Annotated in this window: 16 protein-coding genes and 1 tRNA gene; 13 read left to right on the top strand and 4 right to left on the bottom strand. The window is 31.1% G+C overall.

Annotated features, from left to right (window positions below; genetic code table 11):
* Positions 1-34 precede the first annotated feature (34 nt).
* On the bottom strand, positions 35-247 hold the full coding sequence (locus tag QE431_RS03615) for a hypothetical protein (protein ID WP_307292698.1): 213 nt from the start codon (positions 245-247) through the stop codon (positions 35-37).
* 631 nt (positions 248-878) lie between these two features.
* Here QE431_RS03615 and QE431_RS03610 point away from each other — a divergent pair.
* From QE431_RS03610 to QE431_RS03565, 10 genes are all read left to right on the top strand, one after another.
* Entirely contained in the window at positions 879-2,417 is a 1,539-nt protein-coding gene (locus tag QE431_RS03610) for an AraC family transcriptional regulator (RefSeq protein ID WP_307292697.1), read from the top strand.
* A 139-nt stretch (positions 2,418-2,556) separates the two neighbouring features.
* The gene (locus QE431_RS03605; protein WP_307292695.1) at positions 2,557-2,727 is read left to right on the top strand and encodes a hypothetical protein; all 171 of its coding nucleotides are present in this window, start codon (positions 2,557-2,559) and stop codon (positions 2,725-2,727) included.
* A 56-nt stretch (positions 2,728-2,783) separates the two neighbouring features.
* The gene (locus QE431_RS03600) at positions 2,784-4,487 is read left to right on the top strand and encodes a S8 family peptidase (protein ID WP_307292694.1); all 1,704 of its coding nucleotides are present in this window, start codon (positions 2,784-2,786) and stop codon (positions 4,485-4,487) included.
* Between the two features lie 34 nt (positions 4,488-4,521).
* A complete protein-coding gene (locus tag QE431_RS03595; protein WP_307292693.1) occupies positions 4,522-6,210 on the top strand; it encodes a S8 family peptidase in 1,689 nt (562 codons plus the stop codon).
* A 46-nt stretch (positions 6,211-6,256) separates the two neighbouring features.
* Positions 6,257-7,957: a S8 family serine peptidase gene (locus QE431_RS03590; RefSeq protein ID WP_307292690.1), complete on the top strand. Its 1,701-nt coding sequence runs from the start codon at positions 6,257-6,259 to the stop codon at positions 7,955-7,957.
* Entirely contained in the window at positions 7,954-10,155 is a 2,202-nt protein-coding gene (locus QE431_RS03585) for a lantibiotic dehydratase family protein (RefSeq protein WP_307292688.1), read from the top strand. The genes QE431_RS03590 and QE431_RS03585 overlap by 4 nt, the downstream gene beginning before the upstream one ends.
* Positions 10,156-11,031, top strand: a complete 876-nt coding sequence (locus QE431_RS03580; protein WP_307292686.1) for a thiopeptide-type bacteriocin biosynthesis protein — start codon at positions 10,156-10,158, stop codon at positions 11,029-11,031. It begins immediately after the preceding gene.
* A gap of 141 nt (positions 11,032-11,172) precedes the next feature.
* Positions 11,173-11,328, top strand: a complete 156-nt coding sequence (locus tag QE431_RS03575; protein WP_166669266.1) for a hypothetical protein — start codon at positions 11,173-11,175, stop codon at positions 11,326-11,328.
* Positions 11,329-11,469: 141 nt separating this feature from the next.
* A complete protein-coding gene (locus QE431_RS03570) occupies positions 11,470-11,976 on the top strand; it encodes a PRC-barrel domain-containing protein (protein ID WP_134139512.1) in 507 nt (168 codons plus the stop codon).
* Between the two features lie 393 nt (positions 11,977-12,369).
* Positions 12,370-12,441 (top strand) — tRNA-Glu (locus tag QE431_RS03565).
* 109 nt (positions 12,442-12,550) lie between these two features.
* On the opposite strand, the gene QE431_RS03560 is transcribed toward QE431_RS03565, so the two are convergent.
* On the bottom strand, positions 12,551-12,856 hold the full coding sequence (locus tag QE431_RS03560; RefSeq protein WP_057117129.1) for a hypothetical protein: 306 nt from the start codon (positions 12,854-12,856) through the stop codon (positions 12,551-12,553).
* Positions 12,857-13,380: 524 nt separating this feature from the next.
* Here QE431_RS03560 and QE431_RS03555 point away from each other — a divergent pair.
* Positions 13,381-13,869, top strand: coding sequence for a DUF1761 domain-containing protein (locus QE431_RS03555; protein WP_057117130.1), 489 nt, complete (start codon positions 13,381-13,383; stop codon positions 13,867-13,869).
* 118 nt (positions 13,870-13,987) lie between these two features.
* Positions 13,988-15,133, top strand: coding sequence for a GNAT family N-acetyltransferase (locus QE431_RS03550; protein ID WP_057117131.1), 1,146 nt, complete (start codon positions 13,988-13,990; stop codon positions 15,131-15,133).
* A 12-nt stretch (positions 15,134-15,145) separates the two neighbouring features.
* On the opposite strand, the gene QE431_RS03545 is transcribed toward QE431_RS03550, so the two are convergent.
* A complete protein-coding gene (locus QE431_RS03545; protein WP_134139508.1) occupies positions 15,146-16,015 on the bottom strand; it encodes a diacylglycerol kinase family protein in 870 nt (289 codons plus the stop codon).
* A gap of 61 nt (positions 16,016-16,076) precedes the next feature.
* Between QE431_RS03545 and QE431_RS03540 the strand changes: the two genes are divergently transcribed.
* Positions 16,077-17,039 carry an App1 family protein gene (locus tag QE431_RS03540; protein WP_057117133.1) on the top strand — a complete coding sequence of 321 codons (963 nt, stop codon included), beginning with the start codon at positions 16,077-16,079 and terminating at the stop codon, positions 17,037-17,039.
* A 212-nt stretch (positions 17,040-17,251) separates the two neighbouring features.
* On the opposite strand, the gene QE431_RS03535 is transcribed toward QE431_RS03540, so the two are convergent.
* A complete protein-coding gene (locus QE431_RS03535) occupies positions 17,252-19,165 on the bottom strand; it encodes an ABC-F family ATP-binding cassette domain-containing protein (RefSeq protein WP_134139507.1) in 1,914 nt (637 codons plus the stop codon).
* Positions 19,166-19,177: the final 12 nt, after the last annotated feature.

Genomic DNA, 19,177 nt, shown 5'->3' with positions numbered 1-19,177 from the left:
AAATCAACTCCTTAGAGCGGTTGTCAATATAAAACTAAACTAAATTTGTATGCTTACTAGTTGTAGTTGTAGTAGTGGTTGTAGTAGTAGTTGTAGTTTTGCTATCAGGCTCCTTATTGCTTAACTCTTCTGAAACTTTGCCACCTGAAATTTTAGTTGAAACTCCTTCCCCAATTGAAGAACCATAACTAGCAAATGTAATTGTGCAAACTAATGCTGTAAACATCAATGATTTAAAATTTTTCATTTTTAATAATTTAATAAGGTTAAAAAATATTATTTACCTAATTCGGCAGGTAAAGTCTTCCTACAACTTTTATTTTTTCTTTGGGTTTAAAAGATAAACTCCCGCAATTCGTAGCTACAGAATATTTTTACACTTAACATTACTCTAATAAATTGTTTGTTAAGAAAGTTTTATTTTTTTAATTGAATTTGTTTTGATATATCCTGCAAAAGATTCTCTTCTATATTTTTTCTTACTACTAAAAAGTATTAATATTTTATGATTTCAAAACTATACAAACTTCGCTGTCTTGCCAAATACCTGCTATCGGAATTCAGGAATTCCGATACGTTATTCCTGAATTCCATAAAAAAACCAAAACCAAAAAACTAAATATCAACCACTTGCTAAAAGCAAAAAAATACGATTATACTGATACAATTTTGCGTAAATACTCTATTTTTGTAAGAAACCCCAAAATATGTTTTCACATAAAACCCAAAGAATCTTTCTTTTATTTATATTTCCCTTTCTATTGATTGCTCAGACCGCAAAAAATAAACTTACAGATTTATCTTATGATGAATTGCATGATTTATATTTCACAAATACCGATAATCCAAAAACTCAATTGTCATATACAAATGCGTACATGACAAAAGCAATAAGAGAGAAAAGCAGTATAAGAATTGCTAAAGCCAATTATCAAATTGCTTTACTGTATTATAAATCAGATAAAAATAAAGCTATCCGATATCTTGATAGTGTAATAAAATATTCCGCCAAAAGTAATGACAAGTTTTTCCCAACAGCTGCTTACTGTGAAAAAGGCGATCTTCTTAAAAGCCAGTTTAAATTTAAAGAAGCATTGTCCAATTACAATATGGCAGAAAAAACTGCACTTCGCACCAACATTGATTACTATTACGTTGCTAGAGAATCCATAGCCATTACCAAATCTGAAGATCTAGAGGAATATAACGAAGCCCTAGATATATATAAAGAATGTTATAAATATTACAAAAGCAAGAGCATAAGAAATCCAATCTATGCTGAATATTTTCAAAGCATTCTCTTTGGAATTGCAGATTGTTTTAAGTCACTGAAAAATACAGACTCCACTTCTTATTATAATAAATTAGGGTATTTAGAATCAAAGGCAACTAAAAATGAAGAGTGGAAATATCTTTTTGTTTTAAATGAAGGAGCAAATCAAGTATTAAAAAAGAATTATGGCGCCGCAATAGACAGTATAAAGAAAGCATTACCAAAGATTATCAAATATAAAGATACTGGAAATGAACTTGCAGCGTACTATTATTTAGGACATGCCTACAAAGGTCAGGGCAACAAATTGAAAGCTGCAGAAAATTTTATACGAGTAGATTCTATACAGAAGCTCACTAAGGAAATAACTACTGAATTTATAGATGGATATCCGTTTTTAATTACCTATTATGAAAACTTAGGCGACAAGGAAAATCAGTTAAAATTTATAACTGCTTATATGTCTATTGACAGCACAATACAAAGAAATTATCGTGAATTAAATAAATTGGTAAATAAAGAATATGACACTCCTCATTTAATCTCTAATAAGGAACGCATCATTGCTTCTCTTAATAGTGATAAGATTAAAACATATTGGGGATTGGGGGGCTCAATTCTGCTGACCTTCATTTTAGGAGTTTTTGCAATATCACAGTATAATACTAAAAAACGATATCGATTAAGATTTGAAAAAATAATAAAAGAAACACCAGTTATCGCCAATCAGCAGTTCGTCAAAGAAAAAGATATTAAAAATGAGAGTAAGAAAATTGACGATATTGGAATTGCCAAAGAATTAACCGACCAAATTTTAGAGAAATTAAATCATTTTGAAAAAAGCAGAGGATATTTGGAATCTAATTTAACCGTTCAAATGATTTCAACGACATTTGAGACAAACAGTAAATATGTCTCCAAAGTAGTAAATGTATACAAAGAGAAATCATTTATACAATATATAAATGATTTACGAATTGACTATGCCATTAACCAATTACAAAAAAATAATAAACTAAGAAAATATACAATACAGGCACTTGCTTTAGAATTCGGATTTAACAATGCCGAATCTTTTTCAATAGCTTTTTACAAAAAAACAGGTATAAAACCAACATACTTTATTAAAAGACTTGATATTTAAAAACAAATAAAATCCTAATTCACAGCATATTAATATACACAAAAACTCGGAATTCAGGAATTCCGAGAAGCAGATAGTGCCATTTTTTAGTTATGCACTCAGGAGATTATATATTTGCAGTACTTAATAATAAAAAAAGATGAAAACGAAAAACGAAAAAAAAGAAACTAAAAAATTTGGTCTGGAAAAATTTGAAGTAGCAAAATTAAAAAACCTTCATTTAATTAGTGGCGGAAATGACGAGAAAGATCCACCAATTGACGACACTAAAAGTAAAAACCCAGCTTCAGCAGGCGGCCAATGCAAATAAGAAAGGCTTGCCTGCCGAAAATCTTGTGCAAACAAATGCATAAAAATTCCAAAAAAATGAAATTAATAAATATATTTTTTTTCTTTTTATTACTTCTTGCTGGCTGCAAATCTTCAAAAGAGATACATAATCCCACTCTGACCATATCTAAGAATAATCTTTTACCTGCCTCACTGAAAAATTGGTATCAAAAAGATTACATCAATGATACTATTCCAGGAATTTCTCTTGAAAAATGGTATCAATTAAACAGAGAAAAGCCAAAAAGCAACGTAATTATTGTAGCTGTAATTGACACGCAAATCGATATAAATCACGAGGACTTACAAGGACAGCTATGGATAAATCACAAGGAAATTCCAAATAATGGCATAGATGATGATCAAAATGGCTACATAGATGATATAAACGGATGGAACTTTATCGGAACCAAAAGCGGCGGTTACGTAGTCTGGAACAGGTATGAATATGTCCGTATTATACAGAAATGGGGACCGCTGTTTAAGGATAAAAAAGAATCACAAATCGATTCGAAAGATATTTATAAATATAGAGAATATCATAGAGCATTAAAAAAATACGAGGAAAAAGGACCCTCTTATAAAAAGTGGCTCAAATCCCTAAATTATAGAATAGAACTCTATCCCATTATAACGGACACTTTAAAATATTTTTTTCCACAAGAAGATTACACATATAAGATGCTTGACAGCCTCTATAAAAAACATAAAGTTAATGACAAAGAATTTTGGCAGAGGCGAGACGGCGTCGATAAAGATTTAGGAGCATTAATTGGATGCATGATGCTTAATCTAGAATTGGATCAAAAAGATTTAGAAGATATACAGAACCATCAGACTCAATTGGATTCTACTGTAAATAAAAACTTAAAGATAGATTATAACGAACGCCTTCTAATCGGAGACAATCCTGATATCCTAGAAAAAGGTTATGGTAATAATAATGTAAGCAATAATAAAGCAGGACATAGATCACTTCAATACCATTGTACAAAAATGGCAGGAATTATTGGGGCCAATAGAGAAAACAATATTGGCATCAAAGGAATTCTGCAGAATGTTAAAATTATGCCATTAAGCATTTCTTCACCAGGAGATGTAAATGATAAAGACGTTGCAATGGCTATACGTTATGCAGTAGATAACGGAGCGAAAGTTATTAATATGTCCTTTGGCAAAGAGTTTTCTTTACGCAGAGAATGGGTCACAGAAGCATTTAAATATGCTGAAGAGCATAATGTACTTTTGGTTCATTGTGCAGGAAATGACGGAGTGGACATCGATAAAGAGCCATTCTATCCAAATGATACTAATTTTGAAAATTTTGAAGAAGTGTGTTCAAATTTCATCAATGTAGGAGCGGTAACTAATAAATTGAGCAACACTTTTGTTTCTGATTTTTCCAACTATGGCAAACAGAATGTTGATTTATTTGCACCAGGTGATCAAATATACACTACCACTGCTAACGGTGGCTATACATTTGACTCTGGCACATCTATGTCTGTACCAATGGTGTCTGGAACAGCTGCATTAATGTGGTCTTATTATCCGAATCTTACCGCTGCACAAATCAAACAGATTATAATGGATTCTGGAACTGCATATGATATAGAAGTTATTTTACCAGGAACAAAAGACAAAAAAGTCCCATTCTCTGAATTGTCTAAGTCAGGAAAAGTTCTAAATGTTTACAATGCTATGCAGCTAGCAAAAAAAATCAGTAAAAATAAAAGATAGATCTAAAATCACATTTAAAAAATCAAAGCCAGCAATGAAGCATATCCTATTTTTTATTTTATTTCTTTTATTATCTGTCGGATGCAAAAGCAAAAAAGATTTAAATACTTCAATAATTCATTCTCCAAAAAAGGAACTTTCTGTCAAAGAAATACAGACATGGTACCAGAAAGATGAGGTTTTAGATGGCATACCTGGTATTTCATTAGATAAATGGTATGCTTCTAATAAAAAGAAACCCAAAAACAAAAACATTATCGTAGCTATAGTTGATACTCAAATTGATAAAAATCACGAAGATTTAAAAGGACAATTTTGGACAAACAACAAAGAAATCCCAAATAATGGTATCGATGATGACCAAAACGGTTACATAGATGATACTAACGGCTGGAGTTTTACAGGAACTAAAAGTGGCAGTTATGTTGTCTGGAACAGATATGAATTTGTTCGAATAGTACAGGAATGGGATAATTTATTTAGAGACAAAACTGAATCTCAAATAGATTCTAAAGATTTGTGGAAATTTAAAGAGTATCAAAGAGCATTAAAAACTTTTGAAGAAAAAAACAAATACTATCGAAGATGGTTTAAGTCCTTAAATTATAAAGTCAAACTTTATCCTATAGCAAAAGACACATTAAAATATTTTTTTCCTAAAGAAAATTATACATACAAACAACTGGATAGCTTATACAAAAAATATAAAACTAGTGATAAAGAATTTTGGCAAAGGCGTGATGACGATGATAAAGATCTTGGAGCATTAATTGGTTCTATGATAGCTAATTTAGACATGCAACAATATACATTAGAAAAAATACAAGACCAGCAAACTCAACTTGATTCTATAGTACACAAAAACCTTAACGTAAACTATAACGAACGCCTATCAATTGGAGACAATCCTAATATTCTGGAAAAAGGCTATGGTAATAATAAAATTAGCAATACCATAGAAGGTGTAAGAACTATTCAGGATCACAACACCATGGTTTCGGGAATTATTGCCGCTAACAGAAATAATAATATTGGTATAAAAGGCATAACAGATATAAAAATCATGCCTTTAAATATTTCTCCTTCTGGAGATGAGCATGATAAGGATATTGCAATGGCAGTTCGTTATGCCGTCGATAATGGAGCCAAAATAATTAATATGTCATTTGGAAAAGAGTTTTCCATGCATAAAGATTGGGTATCAGAGGCTTTTAAATATGCAGAAGAGCATAATGTTCTTTTAGTACACAGTGCAGGAAACGACAGTGAAAATTTAGACAAAGTATTTCACTATCCTAATGATCAAAATTATGAAGGCATTCGAGGAATCTGCAATAATTTTATTAGTGTTGGCTCGACTACTAAGAATCTAGGGGAAAAATTAGTTTCTGATTACTCTAATTACGGCAAAGAAAATGTGGATTTATTTGCTCCTGGAGAAGATATTTATACTACTGGAGCTGGGAACATTTATAAAACCGATTCTGGAACTTCATTTTCAGCACCTATGGTATCTGGAACTGCGGCAATAATTTGGTCTTATTATCCGAATCTTACAGCAGCTCAGGTTAAACAGATTATTATGGATTCTGGAACTGCATATAATTTCGAAGTTATATTACCAGGAACAAAAGATAAAAAAGTTCCCTTTTCTGAATTATCTAAATCAGGAAAAGTTCTAAATGTCTATAATGCGATGCAACTTGCCAAAAAAATCCGATAAAAATAAAAGATAGATATACATCACATTTAAAAAATCAAAGCCAGCAATGAAACATATACTATTTTTTATTTTGCTTCTTTTGTTATTTGTCGGATGCAAAAGCAAAAAAGATTTAAATTCAACGACAAGGAATTCTGTTAAAAAAGAACTCTCTAATAAAGAAATGCAAACTTGGTATCAGAAAGATCTGGTTTTAGATGGTATACCTGGTATTTCATTAGATAAATGGTATGCATCTAATAAAAAGAAACCAAAAAGTAAAAACATTATTGTAGCTGTACTTGACACTCAAATTGATATAAATCATGAAGATTTACAAGGACAACTTTGGATCAACGATAAGGAAATCCCAAACAATGGCGTTGATGATGACCACAATGGTTATATAGATGATATAAACGGATGGAATTTTAAAGGAACCAAAAAAGGAGGTTATCTTGTATGGGGTAATTATGAGTATACACGTCTGGTAAGAGATTGGGAACCATCATTTAAAGATAAAACAGAGGCTCAAATTGAGGCTAAAGATTTATCTAAATATAAAGAATATAATAGAGCTTTAAAAAAGTTAGAAGAAGAAAATAAATATTATAAAAACTGGTTAAAATCTCTGGATCATGACGTTGCTATTTATCCTTTGGTAAAAGATACTTTAAAATATTTTTTCCCTAAAGAAGATTATACATACAATCAATTAGATAGTTTATATAAAAAATACAAGATAAACGATAAAACATATAGACAGAGACGCGATGATAATGATAAGGATCTAGGAGCATTAATTTGCTATATTATGGTTAATCTGGAAGTTGATCAAAAAACTTTCAAAGATGTGAAAGATCAGCAAGCTTATCTCGATTCTGTTGTAAAGAGAAACATAAATAAAAATTACAACGATCGTTTATTAATAGCCGATAATCCTAATGTTTTGGAAAAAGGTTATGGTAATAATAATGTAAATAATAAAACAGAATATCAATCTGTACAGGAACATTCTACCAAAGTCTCAGGAGTAATTGCTGCCAACAGAGAAAATAATATTGGAATTAAAGGAATTGCACAAAATGTAAAGATTATGCCCTTAAGTATTATTCCTGTAGGGGATGAACAAGACAAGGATGTTGCTATGGCAATACATTATGCTGTCGATAATGGTGCTAAAATAATTAATATGTCTTTTGGTAAAGAGTTTTCTTTACATAAAGAATGGGTCGAAGAGGCATTTAAATATGCCGAAGAACATAATGTTCTTCTTATTCATTGTGCAGGAAACGATGGATTTGACATAGACAAAAACCCTTTCTACCCAAATGATACTGATTTTGAAAATTTCAATGAAATGAATCCTAATTTTCTTAATGTAGGATCTATTACACATAAACTTGATATTACTTTTGTTTCTGACTTTTCTAATTACGGAAAACATAATGTAGACCTATTTGCTCCCGGAGATGAAATATATTCTACAATTACCAATAATCGTTACATATTTGATTCCGGTACATCATTTGCTGGACCAATGGTGTCAGGAACGGCAGCATTAATATGGCTATATAATCCTAAACTTACCGCAAAAGAAGTCAAACAAATCATTATAGATTCTGGAACTCCATATGACATAGAGGTTATTTTACCAGGAACAAAAGACAAAAAAGTCCCGTTTTCAGAATTATCAAAATCAGGAAAAGTTCTAAATGTTTATAATGCTATGCTATTAGCCGAAAAAGTTAGCAAAAAGAAGAAATGAAACCAAAGTTTAAAATTTCTTCTTTTTCACAATATATACTGAGAACCCCTTTATTCCCCATTCCTTTTTATTTGCATCTTCTCAAAAATTATAATTGTGAAAAGGCAATTTCTATTTACAAAAATACACTAGTAAAAGAAGCGTTAAATCTAGCATCTCCAGAACTGGTAAATGAGCTTAACAAATGGGAAAATTCTAAAGCTGATTCTTCTAATGAAAAATCAGCTTTAGAATTTACATTACTCAAATATATTGCAAGAATGTCTTCAAGATGTACGCCTTTTGGCCTTTTTGCTGGATGCTCGGTTGGGAAAATAGATGTCGAAAGCAATATAAAATTAGATTTACCTGAAAACCACAAAAGATTCACTCAATTAGACATGCAGTTCTGGGTAGCATTGCTGCAAAATATCACCAAACGAGAAAAAGCAATTTATAATTTAAAATATTTTCCAAATTCTTCTATTTATGAATTTGGTGATTTTTATAGATATATAGAATACAAATACATAAAGACAAAGCGCGAACATACTATTACATCCTTACGAAAAACTGAAGCTTTAAATGAGATAATAAATCAAATAAAATCAGGATTAACTGTAGACGAAATGGTTTCTATTTTAGCAGATGATGATTCTCAAAAAGAAGAGGCTCTAGATTTCATTATACATCTTATAGATTTCCAGTTTTTAGTAAGCGAAATAGAAGCCGCTGTAACTGGCTGTAACGATTTTGATCGCGTTGTGTCCATTTTAAAAAACATCCCAGATCTGGAAGAGGAATATCAATTTTTAAAGGAACTGAATAAACAAGTTTTAGATTTGGATCTTTCTATGATTCCAACAGAAAATCAGTACAAAGAAATTAAAGAAAATATTTTCAAAAAAAAGTTTGAATATGATGAAAAATATCTTTTACAAACTGATTTAAACATAACTTCTATAACAAATAGTTTAAATACTGCTATTTCAGAAAAGGTTATCAAGGGCCTTTATTTTTTAAACGGTATACATCCTGCAAAAAAACCTCATAATCTCAAGATGTTTATCAAAGCATTTTCTGAAAGATATGAAACACAGCAAATGCCTCTTATGGCTGTTTTAGATACAGATTGCGGATTAGGCTATCCTGTAAATCATGAAATGAATGATTCGCATGAGATCCTCGAAGCTTTTACTTTTAAACGTAAAAAGAGCAAAAATGAGACTCAGAGCTGGACTTCATACGATTCTATTCTAGAAAAAAAACTTCAAGAGTGTATTTCAAAAAAAAAGAACAAAATAGAATTACATGAAAGTGATTTTCCTTATTTTGATACTAATCTGGATAAGATTCCCGCTACATTCTCTGCAATGATTGAGATATACAGTAATCAAAAGCTGGCAATTGAATCTTCAGGAGATATTAGCGCAGCAAAATTCTTGGGCAGATTTTGCAACGGAAACACTGATATTCACCAACTTACTAAAAAAATTACAGAAAAAGAACAAGAATACCATCATGATAAAATTCTAGCTGAAATTGTTCATATTCCACAATCCAGAACAGGTAATATATTGCGAAGACCTGTTTTAAGAAATTATGAAATTGCCTATCTGGCGAATTCAGGTACTGAAAAAGAAAACACTATTGAGTTAAATGATTTATTTGTCTCTGTGAGAAACGATGAAATTAAACTCTATTCTAAAAAACTCAATAAAGAAGTTATTCCCTGCCTTTCAAACGCCCATAACTTTAGTACTAATTCACTGCCTGTCTATCATTTTTTATGCGATTTGCAGGGGCAGAATACAAGACCAATATCTAGCTTTAGCTGGGGAATTTTAGAGTCTCATTACAATTATTTTCCGAGAGTAAAATATAAAGAAATTATACTTTCGAAAGCGAAATGGCATATTGCTAAAGAAGAAATGGCTCCATTTTTTAAATTAATTGGTAAAGATCTATTGGAAGCATTCTCGCTTTGGAGAAGCAACAGAGGTATTCCATATCTCGTAAACTGGGTCAATTCAGACAATACACTTCTTTTAAATTTTCAAACAGAAATTGGAATTCAATTGTTTTTAAAGTCAGCTGGAAAGAGAGACAAAATTATTCTGGAAGAATTTCTATTTACGGAAGAACCTATTGTAAAAAATAATAAGGAAGAAGGATTTAGCAACCAATTTATATTATCATTTTTTAAAGAACAATTATAAATGCAGAGAAATTTTTGTTTAGGGAGTGAATGGCTTTACTATAAAATTTACACAGGAGCGAAAACAACAGATCTTATTTTACTTGAAAAATTATATCCTGCTATTTTACAATTAAAAAAGAAAAAAATCATTCAAAAATGGTTCTTCATTCGATACCAAGATAATGACACACATTTTAGAATCCGATTTTTATTGGAAAACAAAAAAGATCTATCAAAATTAATTAATATGCTTTATCCAATTCTGAATGATCTGCTTCAGAAAAATTTAGCGTGGAAAATTCAAACGGATACTTATAAAAGAGAAATAGAAAGATACGGTGAAACCACTGTTGAAGATTCCGAATTTTTATTTTGGAAGGATAGTGAAATGATGATTAAATATATTTCGCTAAAGAAAACATTTCAAAAAAAAGAAATGGCACTTTTATTTAGTTTTTGCTCGATCGACTCTCTTTTAAATTCTTTTTATTTATCTGCGTCAGAGAAGTTCAGTCTAATGCAAACTTTACAGCACTTGTTTAAGGAAGAATTTGAGGCAGATAAAATATTAAAAAAAGAACTTGATAAAAAATACAGAGAATTATCTAACGAAGTAAAGTATTATATAAAAGGACAAAATAGATCTAATATCCCTGATTTTTACGAATTAATCGAAGAAAAACAAAATCAAACCGCAGGGAAAATCTTAGAAATAAAAAATGCAATTCAAATCGATCTTTATGACTTTTTAGCAAGTCATATACATATGATGATTAACCGCCAATATACCTCTAACCAAAGAATGTATGAGCTTATTATTTATGATCATCTCTACAGATATTATAAAACTTTAAATTACGAAAAAAAACATTCCCTCAAAGCTAATACTACTTAAAATAAAACCTTGCCTTCTGATAATCAATTACTCTACTGGGAATTGTGTAACATCCTGCTGAAATTAAATACTTTCGAATCTTTTCTCATTTGTACCTTTAATAGTAATTAAAAACTATTCTATAATCAAAAAAAATACGTTATGGCAGAGATTAAAATTGAGAAAAAGAAGCCGATATGGCCATGGATTGCAGTAGTGCTAATCATAGCAGCGCTTGTTTACTACATATTTGTACAAGATCATGAAACTACAACTGAAAACAATGTAGAAGTTGAAAACACTACAAGTGGACAATAAACATTATTAAGAAAAAGCAGGAATTAATTGCTTTGTACATCTATTAAAGCTTTGTACAAGACATTTTTTACATATCTGCTAAAAGTTTGTTGCAGTTATATGCAGCATACATATGAATATATAATATTAAAAAAAGAATTTATGGAAAATAAACATAGAAATTTATACAGACTCGACGAACTTTCTGATTATAAGATTGCTTCCAATTATTCAGACGTAAGAGGATGGAAAATTGTAGATGCTGATAACCGCACTATAGGTACAATTGATAATCTGTGGGTTAATAAAGATATGCAGCGCGTTGTCTACTTAGACGTAAAAATCGATAAAACATTAATAGACGATAGCCGAAATGAAGTACACGATGCAATAGCAAACGACAATGGAAAGGAATTTATCTATCAGGATGGAGACAGTCACATTATTGTACCTATTGGATCTGTTAGCATTAATAAAGACACGAAAACTGTAATGGCCAATACCATAGGATATGATACATTTAGACATACAAGCAGATATAGCAGACAGCATAATTTTGACAGAAATTACGAAAGAAGTGTAATGAAATCTTATTATCCTGAAAATGATTCCAGCTTTCTATCAGATGATGATACTTTTTATAACCGCAGGGAATTTGACAGCAAATAGTACTGCGACTACATAAAATTAAATTACAAAAGATCAAACTTTAAAAATGTTTGATCTTTTTTTTATGGATATTGTTGTTGCCTTTAGACCTAGTTGAACTCTTTCATTAGGACTTAAAAAAAACAATCCTAAATTTTTAAAGGAATATTCTTTCAAAACATATTTAAACCAATATTTTTTTAATATTCACAAAAATTGTCATATAATAAATATCATTTTTTTGATAAAAAACAATCAACTACTAATCAAACAAATACATTTAAATCAATCTCATTTATTTACCATTTACAACTGCAAAATTTGAAGTTATCAAAATGACAAAACATTTTTTTTCTAAAAGACACTTGTATATTTGAAAATTAGTTATAGTTTTGCACCCGCATTACAAAAGCAGGTCCGTTCGTCTATCGGTTAGGACGCCAGGTTTTCATCCTGGTAAGGGGGGTTCGATTCCCCCACGGACTACTTAGTCATAATAAAAGCTTCAGAGAAATCTGGAGCTTTTTTGTTTCTATTTAAAACAAAAAAAGACCTTTTTCAAAAGGCCTTTTTCATATTAATATTTTGAGAAAAATTATGCTCTAAACAAAGCATATTTATTGTAGTTATACAAAACCTTATCATACGGAACATAAAGCGAAACAATCTTTTCTGTTGATTCATCAAATTTGATTCCGTTATGTTTTCTGAACAAATAAATCTCTTTTAAACAATTAGAAAGACTTTGGTGAATTTCACTTGTAAAAGTTGGCAGTTTTTTATCTCCAACCAAAAGGTCAATTTGATAATTTGAACTGCTTTTTGATAAGTTATTACCAATAATTCTTATTGTAAAAGTTGTTGACTTTCCGTATTGTTCACCTTGGTATTGTAGTGTCATAATTTCTGTTTATTAAGTGATTAATAATACCGACCATCAATCGGTTTTTGCTTCTTGGAATAGTTATATTAAAGTTATAAAAAATTTGGACAAACATAAAAAATCCTTTCTAAATTAAATGTTATTTTTTTTAATACCCTTTAAATTCTAAAAACAAAAAACCGTAACGAATTACGGTTTCAGCAATTAACTAAATATATTTAATCAACTTTTTTAACGAGTGTAAAATTCATTCATAAGCACGATTAATTTTGGGTAACTATTGTAATTTATTTTCAAGATTTATGGATTTCGACTGAATAAAACAAAAACTAGCGGATTGGTAAAAAACGCTAAAGTTTAATGATAGATTTTAGTTTTTAATTCTTCGACTAAATTATGCATTTCATAGATATAATGCACATAATGTCGACAAACTGTTAATAAGTAAATAATTAATACGATTTATTCTTCCTTTATTAAATAATAGATGTGAATTATTTTTTTGATTACATTTGACTAACTAATTCTAAAAACCTCATATTATGGAAATTAACTTCGTTGCACTTCTTTTAGCAGCAATTGTCACTCTTGTTGTTGGATTTATTTGGTATAATCCGAAAGTATTCGGAACGATCTGGATGAAAGAAAATAATCTTACTCAAGAAGAATTAAGAAAAGGCAGTATGATTAAAATCTTTGGATTAACGTACATTTTTTCTTTAATGATTACGATGACTTTAATGTCGTTGACAATTCATCAGTCTGGCGCGGTGGGTATGGTTGGCGGACCACCGTTAATTGACAGTGCAAAACCATCATTCGCTGCTTTTATGGCAGATTACGGAATGGCGTACAGAACTTTCAAACACGGCGCGCTTCACGGATTTATGTCTGGGTTGTTTTTTGCGTTTCCCCTAATTGGAATTAATGGTTTGTTTGAAAGAAAATCTTGGAAATACATATTTATTCACGCTGGTTATTGGATAGTTACGCTGACTTTAATGGGCGGAATTATCTGCGGTTTCGCATAAATAAAAAAATATATAACCCGTTTGAAACCTAAAGTCAAACGGGTTTTTCTTAATAATAACTTAAAGAAAATGAGTTATTGCAAATATTATCTAATTTTGACGAAATTAGTTCACTCTCTTGAATACAACCTATTCTTTCCAGATTTACAAAAGCGCTTCATTACTGCCTGTAGAATGGAATTTGCTTGCTGCTGATAATATTTTTTTAACGCGAGAATATCTCGAAGTTCTGGAAAACTCTTCTCCAGTTAATATGACTTGTCATTTTATCGGAATTTTTGAAGAAGAAAAACTGATTGGAATTGTTTTAACGCAGTTTTTATTTGCCGAAAAACTAGAATCGTTTGGGGAGCGTGATAAATGCTTAAAAACATCTGTTCGAAATTTTGCTTTAAAGAATTTTGCATCGCATGTTTTATTCATTGGCAATAATATGCTTACTGGTCAGAATGCTTTTGTTTTTGATAAAAATATCAAGCAGTCAAAAGCTATTAAAACACTTCATAAAGCTATCAATCAGCTTAAAAAAGATTTAAAGGAAAGCGGAAAAAAAGTTCATATAACGAGTATAAAAGATTTTACTGCGAAAGAAATAGAACCTTTACAAGCTGAATTCAAAAATAACTATACGTTTTCGACACAGCCGAATATGATTTTTGAAATTCCTAAAAATTGGGAAACAGAACAAGATTATATTGATGCTTTATCTAAAAAATACCGTGACCAATACAAACGCGCCCGAAAAAAATCTGACGGTATCTTGAAACAAAAAATGTTTTTAGATGACATTAAAAAATATGAAGATGTTATTTATGACTTGTATTTTCACGTTGCCAAAAACGCTCCTTTCAATACTTTTTTTCTAGCTCGAAATCATTTTAGCTTTTTTAAAGAAATAATGGGTGAGAACTTTTTGCTATATGGTTATTTTTTAGACGAAAAATTAATTGGTTTCAACACTTTGATTAAAAACGGCGATGTAATGGACACCTACTTTTTAGGCTATGATGAAAGTGTACAGCGCGAAAAAATGCTGTACTTAAATATGCTGTACGACATGATTGCCTATTCTATTAAAAAAGGTTTCAGAGAAATTGTTTTTGCTAGAACGGCACTTGAAATTAAAAGTTCTGTTGGAGCAAAACCTGTAAAAATGTATGGTTTAATTACACATAGCAATGCATTGATTAACCATAACATTTCTAGGTTTTTTAATTATCTGGAACCAAAAACAGAATGGCAGGAAAGAAATCCTTTTAAATAATACACTTTACCGCTAAGGAACAGCCAATTTCATTTGCTTGTGCAAAATATGAATTTCTAAAGATTTCTGTGCCCCGCAATATTCTCCGTCAATCTGAAAATTTACTGGATAATCTGTTTCTATAGTGGCTTTGTCTGTTGAAATAATGACAATATCATCAGAATCGATTGGCATATTTCCCGTAATAATTTTTCCAATTAAAAGTAAATCCAGGCTTTTTAAAATTACCAATTCAAACTTTCCGTCATTCATAGAACCATTAGGATTTATGATTACTCCTGTTCCATATTTCTGCGAGTTGGCAACTACAATCATTCTTGCAACGTGCTGAACTGTTTTGTTGTTTGCCGTAATAGTTGCTACAAATGGTTCTTCTGCCTCTTTAAGAGTTGTAAAAGCTTGTAATGCATATCCCCAAAAACCCCTCACATCACTTTCTTCGTAGTTTTTTACCAAGTTTGCGTTTAAACCAAGATCGCTTAAATGAATACTTTTTTTGCCATTGATGCAAATCATGTCCATTTCGATATAGTTGTTTAAAAAGGCTATTTTAAGGTTCTCTTCGATTCCGGCTGGAAGATCCAGATCTACCGAAAGTCCGTTTGCAGAGCCAGCTGGCAGAATACCGATTATGACGTCGTGATCTTCCATTGCTTCTGCAACCATTTTTATAGTTCCATCGCCTCCTGCTACAACAATTCGTTCAGGATTATGCTGCTTATATATAGTTTGTATTGCTTTTAAATCGTTTTTTCCTGTGGTTTCATAAACCTCCAGATTAAAATGATGTGTCGACGCAAATTCTTCAACAGATTCAATTAAATCCGATTTGTCTAGATCTCCAGATATCGGATTTACAATAAATAGTATATTCTTTTTCAAAATTTTATTTTTAAAACCAATTAATTTAAGTAATTTACAGTTACCTAAATATACGTAATTAATGAAACCAATTCTACAATTATATCGAGGTTATGCAAATGAGCAAGAATTAATTGTGATGGGGCATGTTTTAAGAAGAGAACACAATTACGATTTTGAAAAAAAGAAGTTAAAAAATGCCACCTCGATTCTCAAATTATTCCGAATAAAAACCATTAAAAATTTTGATGTTTATCTTCATTATAATGAGGAAATAATTCACACCAAAACTTTAGATGATGGTTATTTTAAATTTTGTATTCCGCTTGAAAAGGAAACGCATTTTGGCTGGATGCCTTATGAAGTAAGCCTGAAATACAATGACATAAAAACGAGCTGCAAAGGCAGTTTTATAAGACCCCATAAAGGCAAACTCGGAATTATATCAGATATCGATGATACTTTTTTGATCTCGCACACCAATAATTTCTTTAGAAAAATCTATATTTTACTTTTTAGAAATGTAAACGACAGAAAGGTTTTTAAAGATGTTGTTTCGCATTATCAGGCGTTGAGCCAGTCAGGAAGAGAGAATCCAGAAGAGGCAAATGCTTTTTTCTATGTTTCGAGCAGTGAATGGAATTTATATCGATTTATTGCAAAATTTACCCGAATTAATAAACTGCCAAAGGCGGTTGTGCTGCTTAAAGATATCAAAAGAGGAATTACGGATTTTTTTATGAGCGGAAGAGGGAATCACGATCATAAATTTGAAAAAATAAAACACGTTGTAGAATTCTACCCTACTCTCAAATATATTTTAATGGGCGATGATTCCCAGCATGATCCTGTATTGTATGAACGAATCTGCAAAATATTTCCCGTTACCGTGATCGCTGTTTACATTAGGCAGACTGGTAAATATCAGAAAAAAGAAGTTCAAAAAATTCTTAAAAACCTTGAAAGCCTAAATGTCTCAGTTTGCTATTTTAAAGACAGCAGTAAAGCGATTGAGCATTCGAGGTCTATTGGGATCATTAAGTAGTTTGTTTTAGGTTTTAGGTTTTTTACCAACTTGAAACCTGAAACCTGAAACTTTTTCTAGCCCAGATTGCAGTGGAAAGCCCGGAATAAAAAAAGCAAAGGTTTCTTGTTCTAAAAAAGCGACCAACGGAAGCTCTTTTTAGAACATTAGAAACTTTGCTTTTTTTATGAGGACTTGAAACGGAAAGCTGGATCAGCTCCCGAAAAATTATATTATGCACTAAAATTATCAATTTCTTCTTGAACGACTTCCCAATCTAAAAGTAACTGATCTAAATCTTTTTTCTTTTTGTTGTAAGCTGTAAAAAATGAGGCGTCTTCTATATGTTTATCATAATTAGAAGCCAGTAGTTTATCGTCGTGCTGAATGTCTTTTTCTAATTGCTGAATCTGGCTTTCGATTTTACTTAATCTGTTTTGAAGTGCTTTTCCTTTTTTCTGGTCTTCGTATGATGTTTTGTTATTTTCTTTTGGAGCTGTCGTTTTTACAACATCTTTTTTCTCTACTTCGCGCATGTTTTCTAGATTACGCTGTTCTAAGAAAAAGTTGATGTCTCCCAAATATTCTCTGATTTTTTGATCTTTGAATTCATAAACAATGTTCGACATTCCTTGAAGAAAATCCCTGTCGTGAGAAACCAATAACAGTGTTCCTCCAAATTTTTGAAGTGCGGCTTTTAAAACATTTTTAGATTTGATATCTAAGTGGTTTGTCGGCTCATCCATCAGTAATACGTTGATTGGCTGTAACAGTAATTTACAAAGTGCCAAACGGTTACGTTCTCCTCCAGAAAGTACTTTTACTTTTTTCTCGACATCGTCTCCACGGAATAAAAACGAACCTAACATATCGCGAACTTTCATACGATTTGTATCAGTCGCAGCATCTTCCATAGTTTGCAGCAAAGTGATTTCGCCATCTAAGTATTCGGCCTGATTTTGTGCGAAGTAACCCAATTGAACATTATGCCCTAATTTGATGTTTCCTTCGTACTCAAATTCGTTTACCAATGCTTTGATGAAAGTAGATTTACCTTGTCCGTTTTGTCCAACAAATGCAATTTTACTGCCTCTTTCTACTAATAAACTAATATCTTTTAGAATCGTTTTGTCTCCGTAGCTTTTGGTAACATTTTCTGCTTCGATTACAACTTTCCCCGGTTCTTTTGAAACTGGAAAAGAGATGTTCATTACAGAGTTATCATCTTCATCAACTTCGATTCTTTCTACTTTATCTAATTTTTTAATCAACGACTGCGCCATCGATGCTTTTGAAGCTTTGGCACGGAATTTCTCGATTAATTTTTCTGTTTCTTCAATTTTTTTCGCCTGATTTTTTTGAGTTGCTAATTGCTTTTCGCGAATTTCATGGCGTAATTCTAAATATTGAGAATAGGGCTTATTAAAGTCGTATGCTTTTCCTAAAGAAATTTCGATTGTTCGGTTGGTAACATTATCCAAAAACATTTTATCGTGCGATACAATCACCACAACGCCAGGATAATTACGAAGAAAACTCTCTAACCAAATAATACTTTCGATATCTAAGTGGTTGGTTGGCTCATCTAGAAGCAATACGTCATTTGACTGCAAAAGTAATTTTGCCAATTCGATACGCATTCTCCAACCTCCAGAAAATGTTTCGGTTTGATTATTAAAGACTTCTCTTTTAAAACCTAAACCTAAAAGGATTTTCTCTGTATCTCCAACATAATTATAACCGCCTAAAAGCTCAAAGCGATGTGTATAATCAGATAAGTCTTCGATAATCTGACTGTATTCTTCACTCTCATAATCGGTTCTTGTAACCAATTGATGATTGATTTCTTCTAATTTCTTTTCTACAATTTTGATCTCTGTAAAAGCCTCATATGCTTCTTCCAGCACAGTTCTTCCCTGCTCAAAATCAATATCCTGACGTAGAAAACCCATTCTGATATCTTTCTCTTGCGAAATAACTCCTGAGTCTGGTTTAAAATCTCCTGCCAGCATTTTTAGCATTGTAGATTTACCTGCTCCGTTTTTACCCACAAGACCAACTCGGTCTCCTGCACCTAAACGAAAAGTAACTTCTTCAAATAAATATGTTCCTCCAAAAGAAACCGAAAGATTGTGTATGTTAAGCATAATTTGTGACTG

This window comes from Flavobacterium sp. SORGH_AS_0622 (assembly GCF_030818825.1).
Classification (GTDB): Bacteria; Bacteroidota; Bacteroidia; order Flavobacteriales; family Flavobacteriaceae; genus Flavobacterium.
Note: the sequence above shows the minus strand (reverse complement) of the source record. Positions and strands in the feature narration are given on the sequence as shown.